Annotated in this window: 18 protein-coding genes; 2 read left to right on the top strand and 16 right to left on the bottom strand. The window is 71.5% G+C overall.

Annotated features, from left to right (window positions below; translation table 11 throughout):
* Positions 1–82: 82 nt before the first annotated feature.
* Positions 83–1,117 (bottom strand): threonine ammonia-lyase, encoded by a 1,035-nt coding sequence (locus FRCN3DRAFT_RS0203550; protein ID WP_007508748.1) that lies wholly within the window; start codon positions 1,115–1,117, stop codon positions 83–85.
* An 83-nt stretch (positions 1,118–1,200) separates the two neighbouring features.
* On the opposite strand from FRCN3DRAFT_RS0203550, the gene FRCN3DRAFT_RS0203555 reads away from it, so the two are divergent.
* Positions 1,201–2,280 carry a LysR family transcriptional regulator gene (locus FRCN3DRAFT_RS0203555; RefSeq protein ID WP_027140210.1) on the top strand — a complete coding sequence of 360 codons (1,080 nt, stop codon included), beginning with the start codon at positions 1,201–1,203 and terminating at the stop codon, positions 2,278–2,280.
* 118 nt (positions 2,281–2,398) lie between these two features.
* On the opposite strand, the gene FRCN3DRAFT_RS0203560 is transcribed toward FRCN3DRAFT_RS0203555, so the two are convergent.
* From FRCN3DRAFT_RS0203560 to sigK, 6 genes are all read right to left on the bottom strand, one after another.
* Positions 2,399–4,861 (bottom strand): glycosyltransferase family 39 protein, encoded by a 2,463-nt coding sequence (locus FRCN3DRAFT_RS0203560; protein WP_007508744.1) that lies wholly within the window; start codon positions 4,859–4,861, stop codon positions 2,399–2,401.
* Positions 4,858–6,201, bottom strand: a complete 1,344-nt coding sequence (locus FRCN3DRAFT_RS0203565) for a bifunctional glycosyltransferase family 2/GtrA family protein (protein ID WP_063630208.1) — start codon at positions 6,199–6,201, stop codon at positions 4,858–4,860. Before FRCN3DRAFT_RS0203565 ends, FRCN3DRAFT_RS0203560 begins: the two co-directional genes overlap by 4 nt.
* A gap of 342 nt (positions 6,202–6,543) precedes the next feature.
* Positions 6,544–8,574 carry a sensor histidine kinase gene (locus tag FRCN3DRAFT_RS57020; protein ID WP_269799808.1) on the bottom strand — a complete coding sequence of 677 codons (2,031 nt, stop codon included), beginning with the start codon at positions 8,572–8,574 and terminating at the stop codon, positions 6,544–6,546.
* Positions 8,575–8,585: 11 nt separating this feature from the next.
* Complete coding sequence (locus tag FRCN3DRAFT_RS42455; protein WP_007508738.1) at positions 8,586–9,443, bottom strand: response regulator transcription factor; 858 nt, start codon at positions 9,441–9,443, stop codon at positions 8,586–8,588.
* A 215-nt stretch (positions 9,444–9,658) separates the two neighbouring features.
* A complete protein-coding gene (locus FRCN3DRAFT_RS0203580) occupies positions 9,659–10,405 on the bottom strand; it encodes an anti-sigma factor (RefSeq protein ID WP_007508737.1) in 747 nt (248 codons plus the stop codon).
* Positions 10,402–11,043 (bottom strand): ECF RNA polymerase sigma factor SigK, encoded by a 642-nt coding sequence (gene sigK, locus FRCN3DRAFT_RS0203585; RefSeq protein ID WP_007508735.1) that lies wholly within the window; start codon positions 11,041–11,043, stop codon positions 10,402–10,404. Before sigK ends, FRCN3DRAFT_RS0203580 begins: the two co-directional genes overlap by 4 nt.
* A 649-nt stretch (positions 11,044–11,692) precedes the next feature.
* Here sigK and FRCN3DRAFT_RS55845 point away from each other — a divergent pair.
* Positions 11,693–12,379 carry a hypothetical protein gene (locus FRCN3DRAFT_RS55845; protein WP_232793905.1) on the top strand — a complete coding sequence of 229 codons (687 nt, stop codon included), beginning with the start codon at positions 11,693–11,695 and terminating at the stop codon, positions 12,377–12,379.
* Positions 12,380–12,412: 33 nt separating this feature from the next.
* On the opposite strand, the gene FRCN3DRAFT_RS0203595 is transcribed toward FRCN3DRAFT_RS55845, so the two are convergent.
* From FRCN3DRAFT_RS0203595 to FRCN3DRAFT_RS0203635, 9 genes are all read right to left on the bottom strand, one after another.
* A complete protein-coding gene (locus FRCN3DRAFT_RS0203595; protein WP_007508731.1) occupies positions 12,413–14,776 on the bottom strand; it encodes a HelD family protein in 2,364 nt (787 codons plus the stop codon).
* Positions 14,777–14,935: 159 nt separating this feature from the next.
* Positions 14,936–15,736: an FAD:protein FMN transferase gene (locus FRCN3DRAFT_RS0203600; protein WP_007508728.1), complete on the bottom strand. Its 801-nt coding sequence runs from the start codon at positions 15,734–15,736 to the stop codon at positions 14,936–14,938.
* A gap of 2 nt (positions 15,737–15,738) precedes the next feature.
* Complete coding sequence (locus FRCN3DRAFT_RS53835; protein ID WP_007508727.1) at positions 15,739–16,326, bottom strand: FMN-binding protein; 588 nt, start codon at positions 16,324–16,326, stop codon at positions 15,739–15,741.
* 1 nt (position 16,327) lies between these two features.
* Complete coding sequence (locus FRCN3DRAFT_RS42465) at positions 16,328–18,382, bottom strand: ferredoxin reductase family protein (RefSeq protein ID WP_007508725.1); 2,055 nt, start codon at positions 18,380–18,382, stop codon at positions 16,328–16,330.
* A gap of 260 nt (positions 18,383–18,642) precedes the next feature.
* Positions 18,643–20,277 carry a sensor histidine kinase gene (locus FRCN3DRAFT_RS0203615; protein WP_007508723.1) on the bottom strand — a complete coding sequence of 545 codons (1,635 nt, stop codon included), beginning with the start codon at positions 20,275–20,277 and terminating at the stop codon, positions 18,643–18,645.
* A gap of 17 nt (positions 20,278–20,294) precedes the next feature.
* Positions 20,295–21,050 (bottom strand): response regulator transcription factor, encoded by a 756-nt coding sequence (locus FRCN3DRAFT_RS0203620; RefSeq protein ID WP_007508721.1) that lies wholly within the window; start codon positions 21,048–21,050, stop codon positions 20,295–20,297.
* Positions 21,050–21,820 carry an FAD:protein FMN transferase gene (locus FRCN3DRAFT_RS0203625; RefSeq protein ID WP_232793906.1) on the bottom strand — a complete coding sequence of 257 codons (771 nt, stop codon included), beginning with the start codon at positions 21,818–21,820 and terminating at the stop codon, positions 21,050–21,052. The genes FRCN3DRAFT_RS0203620 and FRCN3DRAFT_RS0203625 overlap by 1 nt, the downstream gene beginning before the upstream one ends.
* A 179-nt stretch (positions 21,821–21,999) precedes the next feature.
* A complete protein-coding gene (locus FRCN3DRAFT_RS0203630) occupies positions 22,000–22,638 on the bottom strand; it encodes an FMN-binding protein (protein ID WP_007508718.1) in 639 nt (212 codons plus the stop codon).
* Positions 22,639–22,737: 99 nt separating this feature from the next.
* Entirely contained in the window at positions 22,738–24,243 is a 1,506-nt protein-coding gene (locus FRCN3DRAFT_RS0203635) for a ferredoxin reductase family protein (RefSeq protein ID WP_007508716.1), read from the bottom strand.
* Positions 24,244–24,346 lie beyond the last annotated feature (103 nt).

The raw sequence follows: 24,346 nt of genomic DNA on the forward strand, positions 1-24,346 counted from the left end.
CCATCTCGCGAACCGGTAAGTACCATCTCGCAGCCCGGTAGGTCCAGTCTCACGATGCAGGTGGGCCCCGCCCGCGGCTCGGCTACGCGGCGGCGGCCGCGAGATCGGTGGCGGCGAGGTCGGTCGCGGCGAGGTCGGTCGCGGCGACCGAAAGGGCCGCGATCTCGGCGGCCGAGGCGTTGCCGCCCGTGACAACCACCGCGACGCGCTGGCCGGCGAAGTCATCCGGACGAGCGAGGATCGCGGCGAGGGCCGCGGCTCCGGCGCCTTCGGCCAGTGTGTGCGCGTCGCTGGCGAGCAGGCGCTGGGCGTCGGCGATCTGGTCGTCGTCGACCAGGTGGAAGTCGGCGAGGCCGGTGCGCAGGACCCGTTGCGGCAGCTCGTAGCCACGGCCGGTGGCGAGGCCGCAGGCGTTGGTCCGGATCGGGCGGCGCACGCACTCTCCGGACCGCCACGAGTCGTGCGCGGCCGGCGCCGACGATGACTGGACGCCGATCACCCGACATCGGGGCGCGAGCCGAGCGGTGACCAGGCTGGCGCCGGCAGCGCCGGTCCCGCTACCGATCGGGACGATCACCGCGTCGAGGTCGGGCCACGCCTCGACGACCTCGAGATACGCCGTGCCCACGCCGGCGATGAGTTCGGGAGTGTCACCGGGACTGACGAGCAGTTGGCCGCTCTCGGCGGCGATCTCCTCGGCGCGGGTCTGGGCCGCGGCCATGTCCGGGCCGTGCAGCTCGACGGTCGCGCCGAGGGCGCCCAAGGCCCGGACCTTCGAGGCGGCGGCGGTCGTCGGCATGACGACCGTGCACGGGGCGTCGAAGGCGGCGCTGGCATAGGCCATCGACTGGGCGTGGTTGCCGGTCGAGTAGGTGATGGTGCCGCGAGCACGCCGCTCGGACGACATGCCGGCAAGCAGCGTCAGCCCCCCGCGCACCTTGAACGCGCCGGTTGGCTGGACGTTCTCGTGCTTGACGTAGATCGTCACCCCGACGGCGGCGTTGAGCGCCGGGTAGGTCCACATCGGCGTGGCGGGCAGATGGCCGGCCAGCAGGTCCCGGGCGGCGGCGATGTCGTCGAATGTCGGGAGGGCACGGGCGGCAGGACGGTCATCCATGTCACCATGGTCAGCCGCGGTCTCCCATTGGTCCAATGCCAGATTTCGGCTAGAACTATCAACGACGTTGATATGTTGACCGGATGCTGGACATGACCAGGCTGCGGGTGCTGGTCGCGGTCGCCCGGCACGGCTCGGTCACCGCCGCGGCTCGCGCCCTCCAGTACGCGCAGCCGTCGGTCAGCCACCACCTGGCCCGGTTGGAGGCGGAAACCGGCAGCCAGCTCGTCCAGCGCGTCGGCCGCGGGATTCGACTCACCGAAGCGGGCCGGGTGCTGGCAGAACGGGCGGAGGAGATCCTCGGCCGGCTGGACGCGGCCGAAGCGGAGCTCGCCGCCTACACCGGTCTGCGGGCCGGCCGGGTCCGTCTGGTCGCGTTCCCGTCGGCGCTCGGCACGTTCGTACCCGCGGCCGCGGCAGCGTTCGCCGCCGACCATCCCGGCGTCGAGCTGCGCCTCACCGAGGCCGAGCCGCCGGACGCCATCCGCCTGTTGCGGGCCGGCGAGGCGGACGTCGCCCTGCTCTTCGCCTACCGGGACCTGGCGCGGGATGAACACCCGGAAGCCTCGCCGCCCGGCGGCGGGCGGACCCCGGTCACGCAGGCACCGACGCCCGCACCGGCACCCGCACCGGCACCGGCACCGGCACCGGCACCGGCGATGGTTCCGCGACCAACGCGGCCGACGCCGAACGAACGGCTGTCGCCTGACCCGACGTGGATCGAACCGGAGGACGACGGTCTACGCCGGATGACGCTGCTCACCGAGTCGATCTATCTGGTGACTCCGGCGGGCCTAGCGGGAGACCGGTTGGCCGACCATCGCCACCGGCGCTGGATCGCGGGCTGCGAACGGTGCCGTACCGCGCTGCTGCGCTCCTGCGCCACCGCGGGATTCAGCCCCGACATCGCCTTCACGACCGACGACTACCTGGCCGTCCAGGCGCTCGTCGCCGCCGGCCTCGGCGTGACCACCCTGCCCGGCCTGGCCCTCCAGGCGCATCGCCATCCCGGCGTCCGGGCGAGCCGGCTGCCCGGCCAGACCCGCACGGTCAGCGCCGCCGTCCACGGCGAGCCGCCCGACCCGCCGGTCACCGCCGCGCTCCTCGCTCATCTCAGGGCCGCCACCACCGCCTGGGCGTCCTTCAACGTGACCAAGGACTAGCACCGCCGCGAACATCCACGCGGCCTACCCACCCGCTCCCGAGCCGACAGCCCGGCGCTGGTACCGGCCGTGGGGCCGGTACCAGCGCCGGGCTGCGTGCGCCGGGCTCGACGAGCCGCTAGCTCGCCGGCTTCGTCAGGTCGTAGACGGTCTGACTCCCGACGGTGACGGAAGTGAACGTCGCCTGGACCCAACTGGCGATCTGGGAGTTGGCACCGCCACCGCCGCCGAAGCCGCCACCGCCGCCGCCTCCACCGAGGTAGTAGTGGATCTTGCCGTCGGCGACGTACTGCTTGAACTGGTCCAGGGTGAGGACCTCGTCGCTTCCCGTGAAACCACCGATCGCCATCACCGGAAGGCCGCCGGTGGCGAGCTCCAGCGACGCGGCGCTCTGCGCCGAGCTCACGGCGGCGACCCAGCGATACCCGTCGGATCCGCTGGTGAGGAGCTGGGTGACAGCGCTGTCGGCCTGCCCCTCCATGCCGCCACCGCCACCGCCGAGGCCGCGGTCCTGACCGGTCAGGTCGCCGTCCTGACCGCTCGTGGCACTCCCCTGCTCACTCGGGGCACCCTCCTGGCCATTGGGCGCGCCCTCCTGACCGTTCGCGGCGCCTTGCCCCGGCGCGCCGCCGCCCATCGTCCGGAAGCCACCGGCACCACCGGCCGAGGCGGGCCCGGCCAGCGGAATCGAGCCCGTGTGCGGCACCGAGGCCGTTTCGAGGGCGTAGGCGGTCGGTGCGGCCAGCGTTCCGAAGATCACAGCGGCCAGGGCCAGCACCGCGGCCGACCGGCGAACGGGCGAGCGCCGCAGGACCGGCCAGAGCAGCAGCGCGGCGGCACCGACCAGGCCGACGACGAGGACAGGAACCCGCAACCAGCTCTGCCAGTCGGTGCGGCCCAGCAGGACGTAGCTCCAGACCGAGGTCACGCCGACGCTCAGCGCCAGCAGCAGGCGGCTGACGATCTCATCCCTGGTGCGCCACAGCTCCCGTGCGCCCAGGGCGATCGTTCCGGCGAGCCCGGGGGCGAGCGCCACCGTGTAGTACTCGTGGATGGTGCCTTCCATGTAGCTGAAGACGACGCCGGTCACGACCAGCCAGCCACCCCAGAGGAGCAGCGCGGCGCGCGCCCGGTCGGTGCGGGCGGCTCGCCGGGTCGCCCACAGGCCGCCGACCAGCAGGATCAGCGCGGCGGGAATGAGCCAGGAGATCTGGGCGCCGAAGTTCTCGTTGAACATGCGGCCAAGGCCGGCCGTCCCACCAAAACCGCCACCGCCACCGCCAGGCCCGCCGGCACCGGGCGCCCCGCCGAACGCACCACCCATCGCGTCGGACGCGGCCGAACCATAGCCGGCCGCGCCGTTCAGGCCAGGCACCGTCCCGCCCGCCCCGGTCGCTCCGCCCGCGGCGCCGAGGCCACCCGCGTACTGCTGACCGGTCGATCCGAGCGCGGACAGCGCCTCCGACGCCACGGCGCCCGGACCACCGCCGCTCCCACCACCGCCGCCGTTGCCGTCCCCACCGAAGATCCGGCCCAGCCCGTTGTAGCCGAACGCGAGGCCGAGCACGCTGTTGTTCCCGGAGCCGCCGATGAACGGCCGAGAGCTCGCCGGCCACAGCACGGTCGCGAGCACCCACCAGCCGGCACCGACGATCACACCGACGGTGCCCGCGAGTACGTGGCCGATCCGGGCACGCAGCCGGGTCGGCGCGGCGATCAGATAGACCAGCGCGAACACCGGCAGCACCACGAACGCCTGGAGCATCTTGGTCAGGAAGCCGAACCCGATCGCCAGGCCCGCCAGCGCCAACCACCGCCACGAGGCCGCCTCCAACGCCCGCGTCACGCAGTAGGCGCCGATGACGAGCAGCAGGACGAGAAGCGCGTCCGGATTGTTGAACCGGAACATCAGCACCGCCACCGGCGTGAGCGCGAGCAGCGCCCCGGCGGCGAGCCCGACGGCCGGGCCGGCGACCCGCCGCACGGCGGAGTAGAGCAGGCCGACGCTCGCGACGCCGCACAGCGCGTTCGGCACGAGCATGCTCCAGCTCGAGAACCCGAACACCCGGCCGGAAAGCGCCATCATCCACAGCGAGGCGGGCGGCTTGTCGACGGTGATGTAGTTCGACGAGTCGATCGAGCCGAAGAACAGTGCCTTCCAGCTCAACGTGCCGGCCTGCACGGCGGCCGCGTAGAAGCTGTTTCCGTAGCCGGACGCGCCCAGGTCCCAGAGGTAGAGCACCGCCGTCAAGGCGAGCAGGACGAGCAGCGCGGGACGCGCCCAGCGCGGGTCCTCGGGCCGGCCGCGCACGAGCCGAGTGAGCCGGCCCGAGCGCCCCGCGGCTCCACCGGAGTGAGCGCGACGCCTCCCGCCAGGGTGTGGCTCGGCGACGGGTGGCTCGACGACGGGTGAGTCCGCGGTGGGCAGGTCGGCGACGGGTGCGTCGGCGAGCCTGTGCTCTCCCGGCCAGGTGTCCACGACGGCGACCTGGCTCGGTTCCACGGGGTACGGATGGTCGGCCACCGGGTTCTGGCCGGCCGAGTAGCGGGGAGCGCCCCAGGCGCCCTGGTCGGAGGTCATGATTCCTGCTCTGGCTCGCGGGGACGGACGGGCTGGAAGAGGCTGCCGGGAACCGACTCGCTCGGCCGCTCCGCTTGGGGGCGAGGCACGTCGGAATGGCCGCCACGGCGCGGGTGGAACACCCAGGCGCGGAAGGCGACGAAGCGCAGCAGCGTGGCCGTGAGGTTGGCGCCGATCAGCACGGCGAGCTCGAGCACCCGCCCCGCGTCGGGAGCGAATGCCTTCAGACCGCCGAGGGCGCCGCTGGTCAGCGCCAGGCCGAGGCCGAAGACGACCAGTCCCTCGACCTGGCTGCGGGCGCCGACCCCGCGGATGCCGAAGGTCAGCCGGCGGTTGGCGGCCGTGTTGGCGACCGCGGTGAGCAGCAACGAGACGAGGTTCGCCCCCTGCGCGCCGAGCGGGCCGCGCAGCAGGACGAACAGCGCCAGGTAGGCGGCGGTGCTCGCGACCCCGATGGTCCCGAACCGCGCGAGCTGCTGGATCAGCTGCCGCTGGCCCGACGCGTCGGACACCTCGGACGGGATGAGCGGCTCCTGCGTCGTCAACGGCGCGCGGCCGAGCTGGGCGCGCAGCTCCCGGACGGGCAGCTGCCCGCTCGCCAGTGCCCGGCCCAGGCGCGCGATTCCGCGCAGGTCGGCGAGCGCGGTGGCGACGATGTCGACGCGGCTGTCCGGGTCGTCGACCCAGTCCACCGGCACCTCGTGGATCCGCAGCCCGGACCGCTCCGCCAGGACGAGCAGCTCGGTGTCGAAGAACCAGCCCGTGTCCTGCACAAGGGGCAGCAGCGCGTGGGCGACATCGCCGCGGATCGCCTTGAAGCCGCACTGCGCGTCGGAGAACCGGGCCGACAGCGCTCGCCGCAGCAGCAGGTTGTAGCAGCGGGAGATCACCTCGCGCTTCGGGCCACGCACCACGCGAGCACCCGGTGCGAGCCGCGTCCCGATCGCCAGGTCCGAATGTCCGGAGATCAGCGGCGCGACCAGCGGCAGCAGCGCGCCCAGGTCCGTCGACAGGTCGACGTCCATGTAGGCGAGCACCGGCGCCTGGGACACCCCCCAGGCCGCGCGCAACGCCCGGCCGCGGCCCTTCGCGTCGAGATGGAGGACCGCGACCTCGGGAATCCTTGCCTCTAGCTCGTTCGCCACGGCCAGCGTGCGGTCGGTGCTGGCGTTGTCGGCGATCGTGATCCGAAAAGGGTAGGGAAATGTTTCGACGAGGTGACGGCGCAGCCGGGTGACACACGGCTCCAGATCGGACTCCTCGTTGTACACCGGGATTACCACGTCGAGCAGGGGACGCGCCCCCGGATGAGGAGGCCGAGCCAGAATGTGCTCGACCATCGCGGTGGCGCCGCCTTGCGGATGCACTGTCGTGGCCATGGCACCAGGTTCGATGCCGGTCCTGTGTTCTCCATTGCGGAAACCTGTGGGCCGGCTGTGAATGCTCCACCGCACGGACGTTCTCCTTTTCCTGAACCTCCGGAAGACGAGTGGAAAACGTGACGAAACAACGCGGCAAGGAGGCCGCCGCGGCAGGTCCCCGACGCATGCGCGGCGATGACGGAAATACGACAGGAACCACCGGTCCGCACACAGAGCGAGCCACGCGTGACCGGTGGTCCGAGGGCTGATGGCACCGCCGTGGGCCTATGGCCCGAGCGAGGCTCACAGCCGCCGGTGTCGTCAGCCGCGCGTGGAGATCGGCCGCTGGCCCCACCCGGCGCTCGCGGAGCTGGCGACGGCGGCCATCGCCCCCGTGACGGCGACGGGATCGGCCGCGTCAGCGGGATCGGCCACGGCGGCGGGATCGGCCACGGCGGCGGCGGCGTCGACCGCCGTACACAGCGCGCCGGCTACGCCCGCCACCGCCGGCGGCACCGGCGGTGGCGCCTGGATCGTTGGAAGGATGACGGTGAAGACCGTGCGGCCGGGGACGCTGGTGACCGTGATGCGTCCACCATGGGCCTCGACAACCGCGGCGACGATCGCCAGTCCCAGACCAGTACTGCCGGCGTTGCGTGACCGTGACGAGTCGCCCCGCGCGAACCGTTCGAAGACGTTGGGCAGCAGTTCCGCCGGAATGCCGGGTCCGTCGTCGGTCACCGAGAGCCGGATCTCGCCGTGCTCCAGGCCGGCCGCGACGTTCCCCGCCGCGACCTTCCCCGCCCCAGCCTTTCCCGCCGCGGCTGTCCCCGCCGCGGAGTCCGCAGGGACCACGTCGAGGGCGATGGTGACGGATGTGCCCGGCGGGGTGTGGGTACGGGCATTGGCCAGCAGGTTCGCGAGCACCTGGTGCAGGCGGGCCTGGTCGCCGCGAACCGTCACCGGCTCGGGCGGGAGGTCCAGGCGGAAGCGATGCCCGGGCGCGGCGATGTGCGCATCGCTGACCACGTCGACGACCAGCAGCGACAGGTCGACGCAGCCGTGCTCCAGCGGGCGCCCCGAGTCCAGCCGGGCAAGCAGGAGCAGGTCCTCCACCAGGGTGGTCATCCGTTTCGTCTCGGACTCCACCCGGCTCATCGCGTACGCGATCTCCGGAGGCACCGAGGCTCCCGCCGGATCGGCCGAGCCCGGGTTTCGATCGCTGATCCGCCGGGTGAGCTCCGCGTAGCCGCTGATCGCGGCAAGCGGGGTGCGCAGCTCGTGGCTCGCGTCGGCGACGAACTGGCGGACCCGCGTCTCGCTGGCATGCCGGGCGGCCAGCGCCGCGCCGACGTGGCCCAGCAGGTTGTTCAGCGCCGCGCCGACCTGGCCGACCTCGGTCCATGGATCGGTATGGACGTCCGGAACCCGGACACGCAACGTGACCTCGCCACGGTCCAGCGGAAGCTCCGCGACCTGGGCGGCGGTCGCGGCGACCCGGCGCAGCGGCCGCAGCGTGCGCCGGACCGTCACCGCACCGATCACCCCGAGGAGCAGCACCCCGCCGCCGGCGACGCCGCCGGCGATGATGAGCAGCTGGTTCACGGTGGCGTCGACCTCGGCGAGCGACAGTCCGCTCACGACCACGAGGCTGCCGTCGGGGACCGGTCCGGCCATCACTCGGTAGGAGCCGAGGTCACCAAGCGTGATCGTCTGGACGGTCCTGTTCGCGGGCACGGCGGCGAGCTTGTCCGTGACGTCGGTGGCGAGTTTCGTGATGACGTTGTCTTTTCCGAGAACGACAGCGGTCTCGACCTTGCCGTTGACGATGCGCGCGGCGATGGTGCCCGGCGTCTGGCCGAGCAGGCCGACGAAGGCCGCCGGCGTGCCCTGCCAGGGTGGTACGCCCGTCCCCGCCCGTGGCCCGAACAGCGCGCCGTCACCGCCGGAGATGAGCCCATCGCCTGAGGCGGCATCGCCGGCGCCAGGCGTCCCGCCCTCCGTCGGCGTCTCGCTCGCGGACCCCGGCACCGTGCCGGAAATCAGCCGCTGGGAGTCCGGCGGAGGCTTGCGCCACCGGTCGTCCACCGCGGTGAGACGGCCGTCGACCTGCTTGACGAGGTAGGAGCGCAGTTCGAGGGCGGTCACTCCAACGATCGTCGCGGAGACGGCCGTCAGCAGCAGGACCAGCAGCGCGAGCAGCCTTGCCCGCAGCGACCACCGCCAGGGCGCGAACATCCGTCGCGGCGCGCGCGACGGACGTGCGGAGCGGGACGACCGCCGAGGGCGGGACGACCGCCGCTGGGCCACGGCGGCGTCCACTCCGGCGGCGTCCATTCCGGCGGCGTCCATTCCGGCGACGTTCACTCCGGCGACGCCGCGGCCGCCGGGCCCGCCGCGGCCGGCGTCGCCTGCACGGCCGGCAAGGCGGAGCGGAGCACGTAGCCCGCGCCACGCATCGTGTGGATCATCGGCTGGCGGCCGACGTCGATCTTCTTGCGCAGGTAGGAGACGTAGAGCTCGACGACGTTCGCCTGGCCGCCGAAGTCGTAGTTCCACACCCGGTCGAGGATCTGGGCCTTGCTCAGCACGCGGCGCGGGTTGCGCATGAAGTACCGGAGCAGCTCGAACTCGGTCGCGGTGAGGTGGATCTCCATACCGTCCCGATAGACCTCTCGGCTGTCCTCGTCAAGGCTGAGGTCGCCGACGACGAGGACGTTCCGGCGGGCCGCGACCTTGCCGTGCACCCGGCGCATCAGCCCGCGCAGCCGGGCGGCGAGCTCCTCGATGCTGAAGGGCTTGGTCACGTAGTCGTCGCCGCCGGCGGTAAGCCCGAGGACCCGGTCCTCGACCGCGTCCTTGGCGGTCAGGAACAGCACCGGGATGTCCGGGCGGACGGTCCGCATCGAGCGCAGCACCGCGAGCCCGTCCATGTCGGGCAGCATGATGTCGAGCACCACCGCGTCCGGCTGGAACTCGTCGACCATCCGCAGCGCGGCCTTCCCCGTGCCGGCGGCGGCGACGTCCCAGCCCTCGTAGCGCAGCGCCATCGTCAGCAGCTCGGCCAGCACGGTCTCGTCGTCGACGACCAGCACCCGCAGCGACCGGCCGTCGGCCGCCCGTGGCTCGAACGCCGGCCCGCGCGCCCCGCGCGGCCCGGCGGACTCCATCGACATCACCGCGGCCGAGGCATACGGAGCCGTCGCCGCGGCGGGTGGCACGCCCGGCTCCGCCTCGGAGGCGGCGCCACTACCAGCGCCCAGGACGGTGGTCGGAACCGATTCGCGCCATGCCATACCCAGAGAGTGGACGCGCCGGCTGTGGACTTCCTGAGTCGTCCCTGTGAAACACCTGTGGACGGGCCAACGCGCCGATCGGAACACAGGTGACGAACCCGCCGACGGCTCCCCCCGAGGGAGCCATCGGCGAGTACGGGCTAGTTGCGAACGGTGGCGGTGCCGATGACGGGGGTGGTGGGCTGCTTGGAGCCGCCCTTCGGTTCGACGGTCACCTTCACCGCCTTCACGTTGCTCTCAAGCTGCAGGAGGCGGGTTGCCTTGACGGAGTTGCCCTCGACGATGGCGGCGGACTTGACTCCCTCGGGCGTCGACATCCACAGCTGGTACACCCGGTTGTTGGGAAGCGGCGGCAGGTCGCGGACGTCGACGTACGCCTTGTCACCGAACGGGATCACCGCGATACTCCCGCCGCCGGTCATCGGCTGCGCCGAGCTGGCCGCGGCGGCGGCCACGACCGCGTCGAGGTCCGCTACCCGCGACCGCTCCGCGGCGAGCTGGTTGCGCTGGTCGACGGATACCGCGCCGACGACGCCGAGCCCCACCAGCGCCACGACCGCCGCGGCGGCGGCCGCGATCGCGACCGCCTTCAGCTGGCGGCGCTCGCGCCGCTGGCGCAGGTCGTCGCCGGGCACTCCGGGCACGATGGGCGGCAGCTGGCGGGTCTGGTTGATCTCGCTGAGCAGCGACGCCCGCAGGGACAGCGGCGGCGTCTCCGGCACCGCCTCCCCGAGCATGGTCGCGACGGTGCGCAGCTCGACGACCTCCCGGGCGCAGGTCGGGCAGTCGTCGAGATGCGTCTCGACGTCGGCGCGGTCGTGGCCGTCCAGCGCATCCAGCACGTAGGCGCCGGTCAGGAGATGTGCCTCCGGCGACGTCGAGGTCATGCGCCCACCCCCAGGCAGTCGCGCAGCCGGATCAGGCCGTCGCGCATACGGGTCTTCACGGTCGGGACCGGGGTCGAGAGCAGGTGCGCGACTTCCCGGTAGGTGTGGCCGTTGTAGTAGGCCAACATGATCGATTCACGTTGGAGGTCGGTGAGACCGCCCAGACAGCGGCGAAGCCGCTCGTACTCGAGCCGCAGCTCGACCTGCTCGGTGACGTCGTCGTAGCCGACGTCACCGTCCCGCGGCGCCCACACCGCGCCGACCCGCCGTTCCCGGTCGGTCGCCGCCTGGGCCGAACGCACCCGGTCGACGGCCCGCCGGTGCGCGAGCGCGCAGGTCCAACCGGCGGCGCTCCCCTTGGCCGGGTCGAAACGGCTCGCGAGCCGCCAGATCTCGACGAAGACCTCCTGGGTCACCTCCTCCGCCTGGGCCGGATCGCGCACGACCCGCTTGACCAGGCCGAAGACCTGGGGGGACAGCTGGTCGTAGAAGGCGGCGAAGGCGTCGCTGTCGCCCCGGCCTGCGCGTTGAAGCAACTGCTCCGGGGCTGCCCCGCCGCTAGTGGTGGTGGCGCCGTAGTCCGCCGCCGCGACGGCATAGAGCGCTCTGCCGTCGTCGTCATCCGCGCGTTGGGGCATGGGCCGGAACCTCCGGGTCATGAGTGGGGCGTCATCGCCGGCCGCGCCCTCTCGTGGCGCGGTCACTGGTAGTTCGACGCTGCGGCCCCGCCGGATTGCCCAACCCTGAGATCGTCTTCAACTGTTTACCTGGACGAAAGATCACAGACGGACCGCCCGGTCCGGCCCGGCGCCTGGCTGGGCGACCAGAGGTCCCCCGACGGAGCCAGGCAATGATCATCAGCGCCTGGCCGGCGCGGCTCAGCCCATGGCCGAGCGGGCCTAATCGCAGACACCTTCGACGGTAAGGCGACGGGTCGGAGACCTGACACCCGGAGTAGTGAAAACGTACCACCTCTCCTCCGGGAGGCGGTGGCAGAATCGAGATACCGAGAAGGTGAAACCGCCGAGGCCTGCTCGCGGCCACCCCGACGATCCGGGTGCTTTCAGGCGTCCAGAGGAATGGAATTCCGTTCTTTCACAGCCACGATGCACGGCCCGCACAACAACCCTGTGACGGTTTCCACCACAACGAAAAACCCACTCTTTTAACACTTTTGAGGAGAACGCCGTGCCTGTTCGTCGCGCGCGTGTGCTGGCCGCCGTGGCCGGGCTGGCGGGAACGCTCACACTCACGGTCGCCTGCGCCGCCGGCTCGGCGGCACCAGCGGTGAACGCCGCGGAATCCTCGTCTCCGACATCGCTCGCCCCGGAATCCACCGCTTCGGAATCCACCGCCACGGCTTCGACCGACAGTCCCGCCCCGGCGCCTCGGAGCACGCCGGCCGGGTCGCGCGGTGCCGATGACGGCGACGTGGACGGGGATGGCAAGGCCGACGAACTGACGATCCCCAAGGCAGGTACCCTTTCTGCCCGGTATTCGGGCGGAGGCGGCGACACCGTCCCCTTCGACTCCGCCGATCCCGCTTTTGTCGACGTCCGCGTTCTGGGTGTCGTCGACGCCGATGGTGACGGCCATGGCGAGGTGTTCGTCAGGACCGACCAGGGTGCCGCCCACAGTGCCACGACGGTGTTCCGGTACACCGACGGCCACCTTCGCCTGATGACGCTGGACGGCGCGCAGGCCTCGCTCCCAGCCGGCGGTTCGACCGGGTTCGTTGCGTCCTGGAGCTGCCGGCCCACGGGCGCGACCGAGGCCGCGTTGGCCACGGCGTCCGGCGCCAGCAGCGAGCCAAACGTCTACACCCTGCACATCGCGTATTACCGGTTCGATGGCGACCGTCTCGTCCAGTTGCGAACCATGTCCGCGGGACCCGCCGCCCTCGGCACTCTCCCGGTCGAGCGCGACCGCGTCACCGGCAAGCCCGGCTGCGGCTCCGTCGATCTCGCGGAATAGCCAGCCAACCCGACTGACCCCGCCGAGAGGTACCTAATAGGTGACCGGCTCCGGGACGGTTTCCTGGGGCTTCAGGTGGTTGAGGATCTCTGGAAGCCGGTTGGAATGGAGGACGCCGAGGGAGCGGGTCGCTCGGGTCAGCGCGACGTAGAGGTCGTTCAGTCCGCGGGGGGACTCTGTGATGATCCGATCCGGGTCCACGACCAGGACCGTGTCGAACTCGAGGCCCTTGGACTGGCGGACGGTGAGGACCGCGACCGGGGAGGCCAGGTCGGGATCCTCGCCGACGGTGGTGGTGACGGGAAGGACCGCCGCGAGTTCGCGGCTCAGGTCGTCGAGCAGATCCGCCGGGACGAGGACCGCCAGGCGGCCACCGTCAGGACCATCGCCAAGGGACGCGCGCAGGTCGGCGGCCTCGCGGGCGGTGACCGCGGCCAGCTCACCGGCGAGCATGTCCGGCTCGACGGCGAGGCTCCATGGCGAGGTGCCGGTCTCCCGGACGGAGCGTGGCGGTTCCAGCTCCGGGTCGATCGAGGCGAGCACGCTGGCGGCGACCGACATGATCTCGGCCGGGGTGCGGTAGTTGACCGTCAGCCGTTCCAGCCGCCAGCGGTCGCCCAGATGCGGCCCGAGGACGGGACGCCACGACGAGGCACCGGCGAGGTCGCCGGTCTGGGCGACGTCGCCGACCAGCGTCATGGAACGGCTCGGGCAGCGGCGCATGACCATGCGCCAGGCCATGTGGGAGAGCTCCTGGGCCTCGTCCACGATCACGTGCCCGTAGGCCCAGGTCCGGTCGGCGGCTGCGCGCTCGGCCGTCGAACGGTCGTCGTCGTCCTCGTGCCGCTCCGCGAGCCGCTCGGCGTCCAGCAGGTCGGAGACCATGAGGACGTCCGGGTCGTCGTCCAGGTCCCGGGTGAGGATGTCCACGACGCCCTGCGCGTAGGCGATCCGCTCGCGGCGGCGGCGTTCCGCGGCGACCAGCGCCTCGGTCTCGTCCTCGCCCAGCAGTTCGGCGGCCTCGTCGAGCAACGGCGCGTCCGCCGCGGTCCACACCCCGTCGGCCGCGCGGCCACCGTGCGGATCGGCGCGGTAGAGCAGCAGCCGCTCGTCGTCGGCGAGACCGGCCTCCTCGCCGGCCGAGGCCAGCAGGTCCTCGTCGGCGAACAGGTCGGTCAGCAGCCACTGGGGAGTGAGGACCGGCCACAGGTCGTCGAGCGCGGTGAGCGCCCCGCCGTCCTGGCCCAGCTCCCGGCGGATGTCGTCCAGGATCTCGTCACCGAGCAGGTTGGTGTCGGGGCCCGGCGCGTCGTCCTCGCCGAGCGGGTCCTCGGCGTAGGGGTCGGCGCCGAGCCGGTCGGCGTACTGCTGGGCGAGCGCGTCGATGACAGCGCGGACGAACACCGGGCGGGCCTGGTTGTGCGGACGCCGGGTGGCCCGAGCCCGGTCGCGGGCCGCCTCACAGGTGGCCGGGTCGAGCAGCAGGACCTCGTCCTCGAACGGGATCTCCAGCGCCTCGTCGGGCACGCTCTGCCGGTCGCGCACCGCGGCTTCGATCAGCGCGGCCATCCGGGCGTCGCCCTTGAGCTGAGCGACCGCGCGCGGCTCGCTCCGCCCGGCGCGGACGCCCGGGAACAGGTCACCGACGGTGGACAGCACCACGCTGGTCTCACCGAGCGCGGGCAGGACGTGCGATATGTAACGCAGGAAGGTCGGGTTCGGGCCGATGACCAGTACGCCACGCTTCGACAGCTGCTCACGGTAGGTGTAGAGCAGGTACGCGGCGCGGTGCAGCGCGACGGCCGTCTTGCCCGTGCCGGGGCCGCCCTGCACGACGAGCACCCCCGAATGCCCGGCCCGGATGATCCGGTCCTGCTCGGCCTGGATCGTCTCGACGATGTCGCCCATCCGGCCCGTGCGACCGGCGGTCAGCGCGGCGAGCAGCCGCGCCTCGCCGGTGAGCGTCTCGTGCCCGGACTGGCCGTCGGGGGCGGCCGCGTCGAGATCGAGCACCTCGTCGTCGATCTGGAACACCCGGCGGCGCGACGTGCGGATATGCCGGCGCCGACGGACCCCTTCCGGAGAGGCGGCGGTGGCGAGATAGAAGGGACGGGCTGCGGGGGCCCGCCAGTCGATCAGCAGTGGGGTGTAGTCGTCGGACTCGTCGAAAATACCCAGACGACCGACATAGCGGGTCTCACCGTCGTGGAAGTCGAGCCGGCCGAAGCAGAGTCCGTCCTCGGCGGCGTCGAACCGGGCGAGCTGGCGGGTGTGCATCGCCGCCGTGGCCTGACGTTCGGTGTGGGCCTGCGGCCTGCCACCCGGCCGCTCCCGCAGGGCCTCGGCGAGCTGGGCGGACGCCTGTTCCCGGAAGTTGTCAAGACGCCCGTAGAGCATGGAGACATACTCCTGCTCACGCCCTACTTCTTCGTTTGACAATTCAACTCCCCGGCCAGTAAAATGCGCCCCGCGACATTGCTCGTATCTTGATGGGCCTCGTATCTTGATGGGCATCCCGATGACGACGGACGACTTTCGAATTCTAGCCCTCGAATTCTAGCCCTCGGAAGACGCGAACCGGCCGCCGTAAAACCCGGTCGAACTGTCCAGCCGGCCGGCGGAGTCCACGGTGAGCCACTCCCAGCCGTCGCTGGCGAGGTCCTTCAGGAGGTCCGGCGCACATGCGCCCGCGGCAAGGCCCGCGGTGGCGAAGGCGTCGGCCAAGGCCAGGTCTGGCCCGACGACGGTCACGGAGGCGAGACCGGTCGCGGGCGTCCCGGTCCGCGGGTCGCGGACATGGTCGCCCTGCTCGGCGGTGCCGGAGGTGGCGACGGCCAGGTCCGTGCCCTCGACGACGGCGACCACCCGGTCCCGGTGGAATGGGTCCGCGATCCCGACCCGCCAGGACCGCCCCTCGGCCGGCGCGCCGCGCAGGCGCATGTCGCCGGCCGCGTTCACGCAGTGATCGACGAGGCCGGCGGCGGTCAGCGCCGCGGAGGCGACGTCGGCCGCCCAGCCCTTGACCAGGCCGGTCGGGTCGACCGTGCCGTCACCACGCCAGGCCGGGTCGAACCAGCCGCCGCTGCGGTCCCGGCAGGACTCGGCCAGTCGGTAGACCTCCTGAACGTGCGCAGGGCAGTCCTCCAGGCCGATCTCGCCGCGTCGCAGCCGGGACACCCAGGACTGCGCCTTGAAGGTGCTGAAGTCCTCGTCCGCCCGGTGCAGCGCAGCGACCGCGGCCTCGATCGCGGCCGTGACCTCGACGGTGACCTCGGTCGACGGCGGCCGGACGGCAATGCTGACCACCGTCCCCATCACCGGCTCCGCGTGCACGCGCAGCGGCCGCCCGTCCGTCATCGTCAGAGGCCCGCCCTGTCGATCGCCGACTGGACGGACCACGCATACCCGCTGCTGGTGTAGGACGCGCCGGAGATCTGGTCGATCTTGGCGCTCTGGATGTCGAGGACCCGCTGCCGCAGGATCGGCACGGCCTCGTTGTTGATCTGGATGTCGCGCCACAACCGGTTCGGGAGCACCAGGGCGACCACGTCCGTGATCTTGTTGCCGGTGACCACGATCTGGACCTGCACCGGTCCGTACTTCGTGTCGATCGCGTCGCCGACGACGGTCCGCGGGGTGGGCGCGACCGATGGGCCCAAGCTGGCGGTGGGGCCGGGCGATGGGGTCGGGCTCGCGGAGGCCGTGGCGTCACCGGCGCTGGAACCCTCGTCGTCGCCGGACGGCGACCCGTCCGCGCCGCCGGTGGCGGGTCCGGTGGCGGGGCGGCCGGTCTCGGCCACCCCGGGCATGCCGGACGGCGTGACGAGCGCGGCGGGCTGGTCGCCCTGGGTGGCCAGGGCCTTGCCGCCCACGACGAGGACGACGGTTCCCAGTAGTCCGGCGAAGCCCAGCCGGGCCCGATATGCCTTCCCGGCGTTGAGGTTCATGTCAGGTCGCGGCGCCCGCTTCCGGCTGCTGGAGGCCGGCCGACGGCACCGCCACCTCCCTTCGGGTCACGTCTTCGTCCCGGTCCCGCTCGTCGGGGGCGGCGCGCCGCGTGCGGCGGGGGAAACCGGTTGAGTTGTCAGGATCCGAAGGATCCGGCCGTCCGTCGGCGCTGTCGACGCTCTTGGCACTGTCGGCGCCATCGGCACTACCAGCGTCATCGGCGCCGTCGGGGCGGTCGGCGTCCCGCGGCGCGCCGACGTAGGCGTCGCGCAGCGAGAAGACCTCGGTGTGGATCTGATCGGCGGCGAGGCCGAGAGTCTGCAGCGAGCGGACAAGCGTATGGATCATGCCGGTGGGTCCGCAGATGAAGACGTCGCGCTCGATCAGGTCCGGCACCGCCGCGGCGAGCGCGTCGGCCGCCAACGGGTCATGGCCAAGCTCACGCCGCGACCCGACGATGCCCTGGACCCTCATCCGATGTCTGCTCGCGATGCGCCGCAGCTCGCTCCACAACGCGAGATCGTCTGCCTTGCGCACCCGGTGGATGACGACGACGTCCTTGCCGCGGTTGGCGAGCTCCTCCGCGAGCGCCCGGATCGGCCCGATCCCGCCGCCGCCGGCGACGAGCAGCGACTTGCCGCGGGTCGCTCGCTCGGCGGTGAACAGCCCGAACGGGCCATCGACGACGACGACCGTGCCAGGACGGAGGCTGGCCATCGCCCTGGACTGGTCGCCCGCGGCCTTGACGGTGATGCGCAGCCGGTCCGGCCGAGGCGGCGCGGACAACGAGTAGGGGTGCGCGCTGAGCCAGTGCCCCGGGGCGAGGAACCGCCACCGCAGGAACTGGCCGGACCGCGCCCCGAGCCGGTCCACGTTCCGGCCGCGAATCCACACGGAGACGATCCCCGGCGCCTCCTCGACCACCCGCTCCACGCGCAGTCGATGCCGGACATTCGCGACAAGCGGCAGGACCAGCCGGCCGATGACCAGGCAGGCGAACACCGTCACGTACATCGCCCGCCAGAGCCGCTGGTTGACCGGATGGCCGACGAACTCGGCACCGGTGGACACCTGGTGCCCATAAACCAGAAGCACGGCCGCGTAGGCGGCCAGGTGCAGGAAGTACCAGACCTCATAGGAGATCCGCGGGCGCAGCGTACGGGCGCTGGTCACCCCGACGGTGACGAACAGCAGGACGCCGATCGTCGCCTTCCACATCTCCGGATAGGTCGTGATCACGGTGAACAGCTCGGACACCGGCTGTCGATGATCGGCGAGGCCGTAGCCCCAGACCGTCAGCAGCACGTGCGAGACCATCAGCAGCACGATGTTGGTGCCCAGCCCCCGGTGCCAGGCCGCCAGCCGTTCCAGCCCGACGGCCCGCTCGAGCACCGGAATCCGGGCCATGAGCAGCAGTTCGACCAGCATCAGGTAGGCCGCGAGCAGCCCGCTGACCCGGCCGAACGCGGTCATCACCGCCGCGCCGCCGTGAAGGCTGGACCCCGGGGTGGCGAACCACCAGAGCCCCACGACCAGAACGCCCCAGGCCACCAGCCCCGCCCGCACCGCGAGCTGCCCCCGCCGCTGCGCGGACCGCGATGCCGTCGAACTGGTCGAATTCGTCGAACCCGACGGCCGGCCGCTTGCCCGGCCGACCGCCTGCCCGGTGGTCGGACGGGCGGGCGCCGTGGCCGCCGCTGGCGCGGCCATAGCTGTAGCCGTAGCCGTAGCCGCCACGGGCTCCGCGGCGGCTACGGCCGCGGCGGGCTCAAGGCGGTAGCCGGGCATGGTCACCGGCATCTCGGTCCCGCCGACGGGACCTGGCTCGGTCACCGGAGTCCCGTCTTCGACTGGCGCGAGGTCGAGGCGGTAGCCGGGCATGGTCGCCGGCACCTCGATCGAGCCGAGAGACCCGGGCCCGGCCGCCGGCATCCCGTCCCCCGCCGACGCGAGGTCGAGGCGGTAACCGGGCATGGTCGCCGGTACCCCGCCCTCGTCGACGGGACCGGGCTCGGTCGCCGAGGTCCCGTCTTCCGGGACCCGAGTGGAGTCCATAAGGGTAGAGCGTGCCTGGTCGGCGGGAGAATTCCCTAGGAAAGTCCTGCGAATGACTCGTGATTCTGGAACCGATGCCTGGACACACGCCCCGTTCCGGCAGATCGGCCTTCGGTCGGCACCATGCGCCACCGAGCGGAGACTGGACGCAGCCACCAGGTCACGGTGCGGAGTACCCGAACGGGTGGAGAGGCAATGCGTTCGTGGTGACGATGGCTACCTGCGGTAACCGTCGTCGGGCCATCGGCCGATGACCGAGGTCAGCGGCAGGGCAGGGTGAGACGGAAGGTCGCACCGCCACCGAGGGTGGGCTGGTAGTCGACCTGACCACCATGGGCGGCGGCGACGGCCGCGACGATGGACAGGCCCAGCCCGGTGCCGCCGACGTCGCGGGAGCGGCCCGGGTCGGCGCGGTAGAAGCGTTCGAAGATGTGGGCGACGCTGTCTTCGGGGACGCCCGCACCATGATCGATAACCGAAATCACTACGTCGGCCGCGTCCGAAGCCAGATACGTCCCTGGCCCCGCGGCTCGCTTGCCCGAAGAATTCGCGCTCATCGAGGGGCCAGGCCTGGCAATCAGCTCTGGCTTCAGGTCCGGGCCGATCTCGGCCGCTTTGACGGCTTTGGGCAGGTTCGTAGCGGCGGCGGTGACGGCGGTCGGCGCGGCGCTGGTGACGGTCACGGCGATCGGAGTGTCCGGCGGGGTATGGACAAGCGCATTGCGGACGAGATTCCCGATCGCCTGCCGTAGCCGGCTCTCATCGCCGGTGATCTCCAGGAACGGCGGGGTCTCAGTCTCGATGATCCTGTTCGGGGCGACGACGCGGGCATCGGTCACGATGTCGCGGACCATGGCAGCGACATCGACCGGCTCGTGCTCGGTCGCCGGCCCCTGGTCCAGCCGGGCAAGCAGCAACAGATCATCCACCAGGCCGGCCATCCTGGTCGACTCCTCTTCGATACGGCGCATGACCATGGTCAGGTCCTCGGGCCGTTCGGCGGCGCCCCGGTGGAACATCTCGGCGTAGCCGCGAATCGAGGTGAGCGGGGTTCGCAGTTCGTGGCTGGCGTCCGCGACGAAGCGACGCAACCGCTGTTCGGAGGCCTCTCGGGCGCGGAAGGCCGCCTCTATCTGGGTGAGCATGGCGTTGAACGCCAGACCAAGCCGTCCGACCTCCGTACGCCGACTTGTGTCCCCGACCCGCTTCGCCAGGTCACCCCCGGCGATCTCGTCGGCCGTCTGCTCGATCCGGGTAAGCGGGCGCAGCCCGATCCGGATGAGGAGGTAGGCCAGCGTTACCAGCGCGGCCATCACCACCGAACTCGCGACAATCTCGATCTTGGCCACGCGCTCGAGGGTCGCGTCCATCTCCGCGTAGGGGACGGCAACGACGAGCACGTCCCCGTTGTCGAAACGCTCCGCGAGCATCCGGAACCGGTCGTCGTGTCCCTCGGCCGGCACGGTCCACAGCGGGGCGGTCGCCAGGTTTGGGCGAACCTCGGCGGCGGCGAGCAGCCAGCCCTCGATGACCGGTCGCTCCGTCGGCGTCCGGTCGCCGCTCGGGCCGGGGCTGGACTCCAGCAGCCGATGGCCGCCGCTGTCGTACAGCGCTCCGTAGGTTCCGACCAGGAACGCGCTGCCAAATCGCGGGTCCCGATCGTCACCGTCGGCGCTACCCCAGCCACCTTGACCGCTGTTATCGCCGTCGTTGTCGCCGTGGCCAGTGGCGCGCAGCAGTGTCTGCTCCATCACCGGGTGGGCGTCACGCACCTGCTGGTCCAGGCGCCTCATCAGGTAGGACTGCAGGGCGACGTGGGTTCCGACCGCGCCGAGCGTCAGGCCGACCGCGAGCAGTCCCACCAAGGCGAGCAACAACCTGGCGCGCAACGACATACCAGCTCCCGCCTGGATCAGCGTGGTAGGCGCAGCACGTAGCCGACCCCGCGCACCGTGTGAATCAGCGGCGGCTGAACATCGTCGATCTTTCGCCGCAGGTAGCTGATGTAGGTCTCCAGGATGCTGGCTTCCCCACTGAAGTCGTGGCCCCAGACGTGGTCGAGGATCTGGGCCCGGGTCAGGACGGCGCGGGCATTGGTGAGCAGGTAGTGCAAAAGGCGGTACTCCGTGGCGGTCAGCTCGACGAGACGCCCGGCGCGGCGGACCTCCCTGGTCCGTGGGTCGAGTTCCAGGTCGGCGAAGCGCAGCGGCGCGGGCCCGTCATCGCCGGGCGCGGCGGTACCGGCGCGCCGCAGGACCGCGCGGACCCGGGCCACCAGTTCGGAGACCGCGAACGGCTTGGTGACGTAGTCATCGCCGCCGAGGGTCAGCCCGTGCACCTTGTCCTCGGTGGTGTCGCGGGCGGTGAGGAACAGCGTGGGAATGCCATGCCCGGCGTGGCGCAACCGCTCACAGACGGCGAAGCCGTCGATGTCCGGCAGCATGACGTCGAGCACGAGCAGATCCGGCGGGTCCAGCGCGACCCGGGTCAGCGCGGCCTGGCCCGAGTGCACGGCGGCTATCTCGAAGCCCTCGTACCGCAACGCCATGGCGACAAGATCGGTGATCGCCTCCTCGTCGTCGACGACGAGGACCCTGACCCGCGGGCCGCCCGCGCCACCTGTCGAGGCACGGGCCGAGTCGCCCGCCGATGGACTTACCTGTGCCATCACGAACTCAGTCTCACCCTTGGCAGGTCCGGCCCGAGGACCGATGGAAGTGTGGCGGCGGCGACCTGCCCCACGTAGCCGAAGCACGCCACGACCGGTTGGCCGGGCCGGCCAGCCTGGCCGCGGAAACCAGCCGAGTAGGCCACCCCACCGGTCGAGTCGACCGTGAGCCACTCCCAGCCGTCCCGGGCGAGGTCGTTCAAAAGTTCCGGCGCGTTCCGGCCTGCGGCAAGACCTGCGGTCGCGTAGGCATCGGCCAACGCCAGATCCGGCCCAACAACCGTGACGGAGGCAAGACCCGACGCGGGCGCTCTCGTCCACGGATCGACGACATGGCCACCCTGTTCGGCGATGCCAGACGTGGCCACAGCCAGATCCGTGCCCTCGACGACGGCGACGACCCGATCCCGGTGAAACGGGTCCGAGATCCCCACCCGCCACGACCGCCCCGGCGCCGGCGCACCGCGCAGCCGCAGATCCCCGGCCGCGTTCACACAATGATCGGCAACTCCAGCCAGAGACAGCGCCGCCGAAGCGACGTCCGCCGCCCAGCCCTTCACCAGACCAGTCGGATCCAAGGTGCCATCGCCACGCCACGCTGGATCGAACCAGCCACCGCTGCGGTCCCGGCAGGCCTCGGCAAGCCGGTAGACCTCCCGAACATGCCCAGGGCAGTCCTCCAGACCGATCTCGCCGCGCCGCAGTAGGGAGACCCACGACCCCGCCTTGAAGGTGCTGAAATCCTCATCCGTCTGCCGCAGCGCCGCCACCGCCACCCCGATCGCCGCGTCCAGACCCAGCGCCGCGTCCGAACCCAGCGCCGCGGGACCTGCCCCGTCCACTGGTGGGGCGTTCAGACCGGCCGTTCGCGACGGCGGCCGGACGGTGATGCTCACGACCGTCCCCATCACCGGCTCCACATGCACATGGGCCGGCTGTTCGTCCGCCATCACCCCAGCCCTGCCTTGTCGATCGCGGACTGCACGGACCATGCATACCCACTACTGGTGTATGAGGCGCCGGAAACGGCATCGATCTTGGCGCTCTGAACCGTGAGGACCTCCTGCCGCAGGATCGGCACGGCCTGACTGTTGATCTCGATATCACGTCGCTCCCGGTCCGGCACCTGGAGAGTGACGACATCGGTGATCTTGTTACCGCTGATGACGAGTTGTACTTGTACTGCCCCATACCTCGTGTCCACCGCGTCGCCAGTGACGGTCCTCGTGCCCGAGGTACCGCTGGAGGCGGCCGAGCCTGACGCGCCCGAGGCGGTCGAGCCGGAACCACCGGTGGATCCAGCGCCGCTGGTACCGGTCGAGCCGGTGGCGGCGGATGGGGTCGGGGCGGCGGTCACCGCGCCGTCGTCGTTCCCTGAGGCCTCGTCGCCGGACGACGTCTCGTCTTCGCCGCTGCTCGCGGACCCGGTGGAGGGCTGGCCGGTCTCGGACGTGCTCGGCAGGGCAAGCGCGGCGGGTTGGTCTCCCTGGGTGGCCATGGCCTTGCCGCCGACGACGAGAACGACGGTTCCCAGCAACCCCGCAAAGCCAAGCCGCGCCCGATAGGCCTTCCCGGCGTTGAGGTTCATCTCATGTCGCGGCGCCTGCTTCCGGCCCAGGGGCCGGTGAGGGCACCGCCACCTCCATTCTTCGGTCTTCGGTCTCCGTCCCGCGCGTCAGCGGAGCGGTCAACGCAGCGAGAAGTCCTCGGTGTGGATCTGGTCGTCGCCGAGGCCGAGGGCGCGCAGGGATCGGACGAGCCCGTGGGTAAGCCCGGCGGGCCCGCAGATGAAGACGTCGCGCTCGATCACGTCCGGCACCGACTCGGCAAGCAGGTCAGCCGACATCGGGTCATACCCAAGCTCACGCCGCGACCCGACGACGCCGTGCACCAGCAGCCGCCGGTTGCTCGAGATACGCCGCAGCTCCCGCCCCAGCGCGAGATCCTGCGTTCTGCGCACCCGATGGACGACGATGACGTCGTCGCCGCGGCTGGCGAGATCCTCCGCGAGCGCCCGGATCGGCCCGATCCCACTGCCGCCCGCGACGAGCAACGACTTGCCGCGGGTGGCCTGCTGAGCGGTGAACCGCCCGAACGGGCCCTCGGCGACGACGAACGTGCCGGGTCGGAGGCGGGCGATCGTGCTCGAGTGGTCGCCGGCTGCCTTGATCGTGATACGTAGCCGGTTCGATTGGGGCGGGGCGGATAGCGAGTAGGGATGAGCGCTGATCCAGTGCCCAGGCGCGAGGAACCGCCACAGCAAAAACTGCCCGGATCGCGCACCGAGCCGATCCAACTGCCGGCCGCGGAGCCACACCGACACGACCCCGGGTGCTTCTTCGACGACGTGCTCCACCCGCAGCCGATGCCGGACAATCGCGGCGAGCGGCAGGACCAGCCGCCATAGGACGAGGCAGGCGGCAACGGCCACGTACATCGCCTGCCAGATGCGCTGGTTGACCGGATGGCCAACGAACTCGGCACCGGTCGCCGTCTGGTGCCCGAAGACCAGAAGTACGGCTGCGTAGCTCGTCAGGTGCAGGAGGTACCAGGCCTCGTAGGAGATCCGCGGGCGCAGCGCACGGGCGCTGGCCATCCCGACCGCGACGAACAGCAATACACCGATCGTCGCCTTCCACATCTCTGGATACGTCGTGATCACCGTGAACAGCTCGGACACCGGCTGGTTATGGTCAGCAAGCGCGTAGCCCCAGACGGTCAGCAGGACATGCAGAACCATCAGCAACACGACGTTGGTACCGAGCCCTCGATGCCAGGCCGCCAGCCGGTCCAGGCCGACAGCCCGTTCCAATGCCGGAACCCGCGCCATCAACAGCAGCTCGACCAACATCAGGTAGGCCGCGAGCAGCCCACAGACCCGGCCGAACGCCGTCATCACGGCCGCGCCCCCGTGCACACTGCTCCCCGAGGTGTCCAACCACCACAGCGCCACGACCAGGACGCCCCAGGCCACCAACCCAGCCCGCACCGCGAGCCGCCCCCGCCACCCCGCCGACCACCGCGTACCCCGGCGCGACGACCGGACGACTGCCCGGTCACGACCCTGGCCTACGGCCTCGGCCGCCGTCCGGTGACGGCCCGCGGCGCCGCCGGTGCCGCCGGTGCCGAACCGGTACTCCCGGCCGGGCGATGTCTCCAGCGTCAGCACGGACTCGGGCCGCTGACCGGACATCGTCGGCCTCGCGCCGGTCGAGTCAGGGGGACCCAATTCGGTCGCCGTAGTCCCGTCGTCTGGGGCCCGCGTGGAGTTCATGGCGCCAAGCGTGTCCACCCAA

The sequence above is a fragment of the Pseudofrankia saprophytica genome (assembly GCF_000235425.2).
Classification (GTDB): Bacteria; Actinomycetota; Actinomycetes; order Frankiales; family Frankiaceae; genus Pseudofrankia; species Pseudofrankia saprophytica.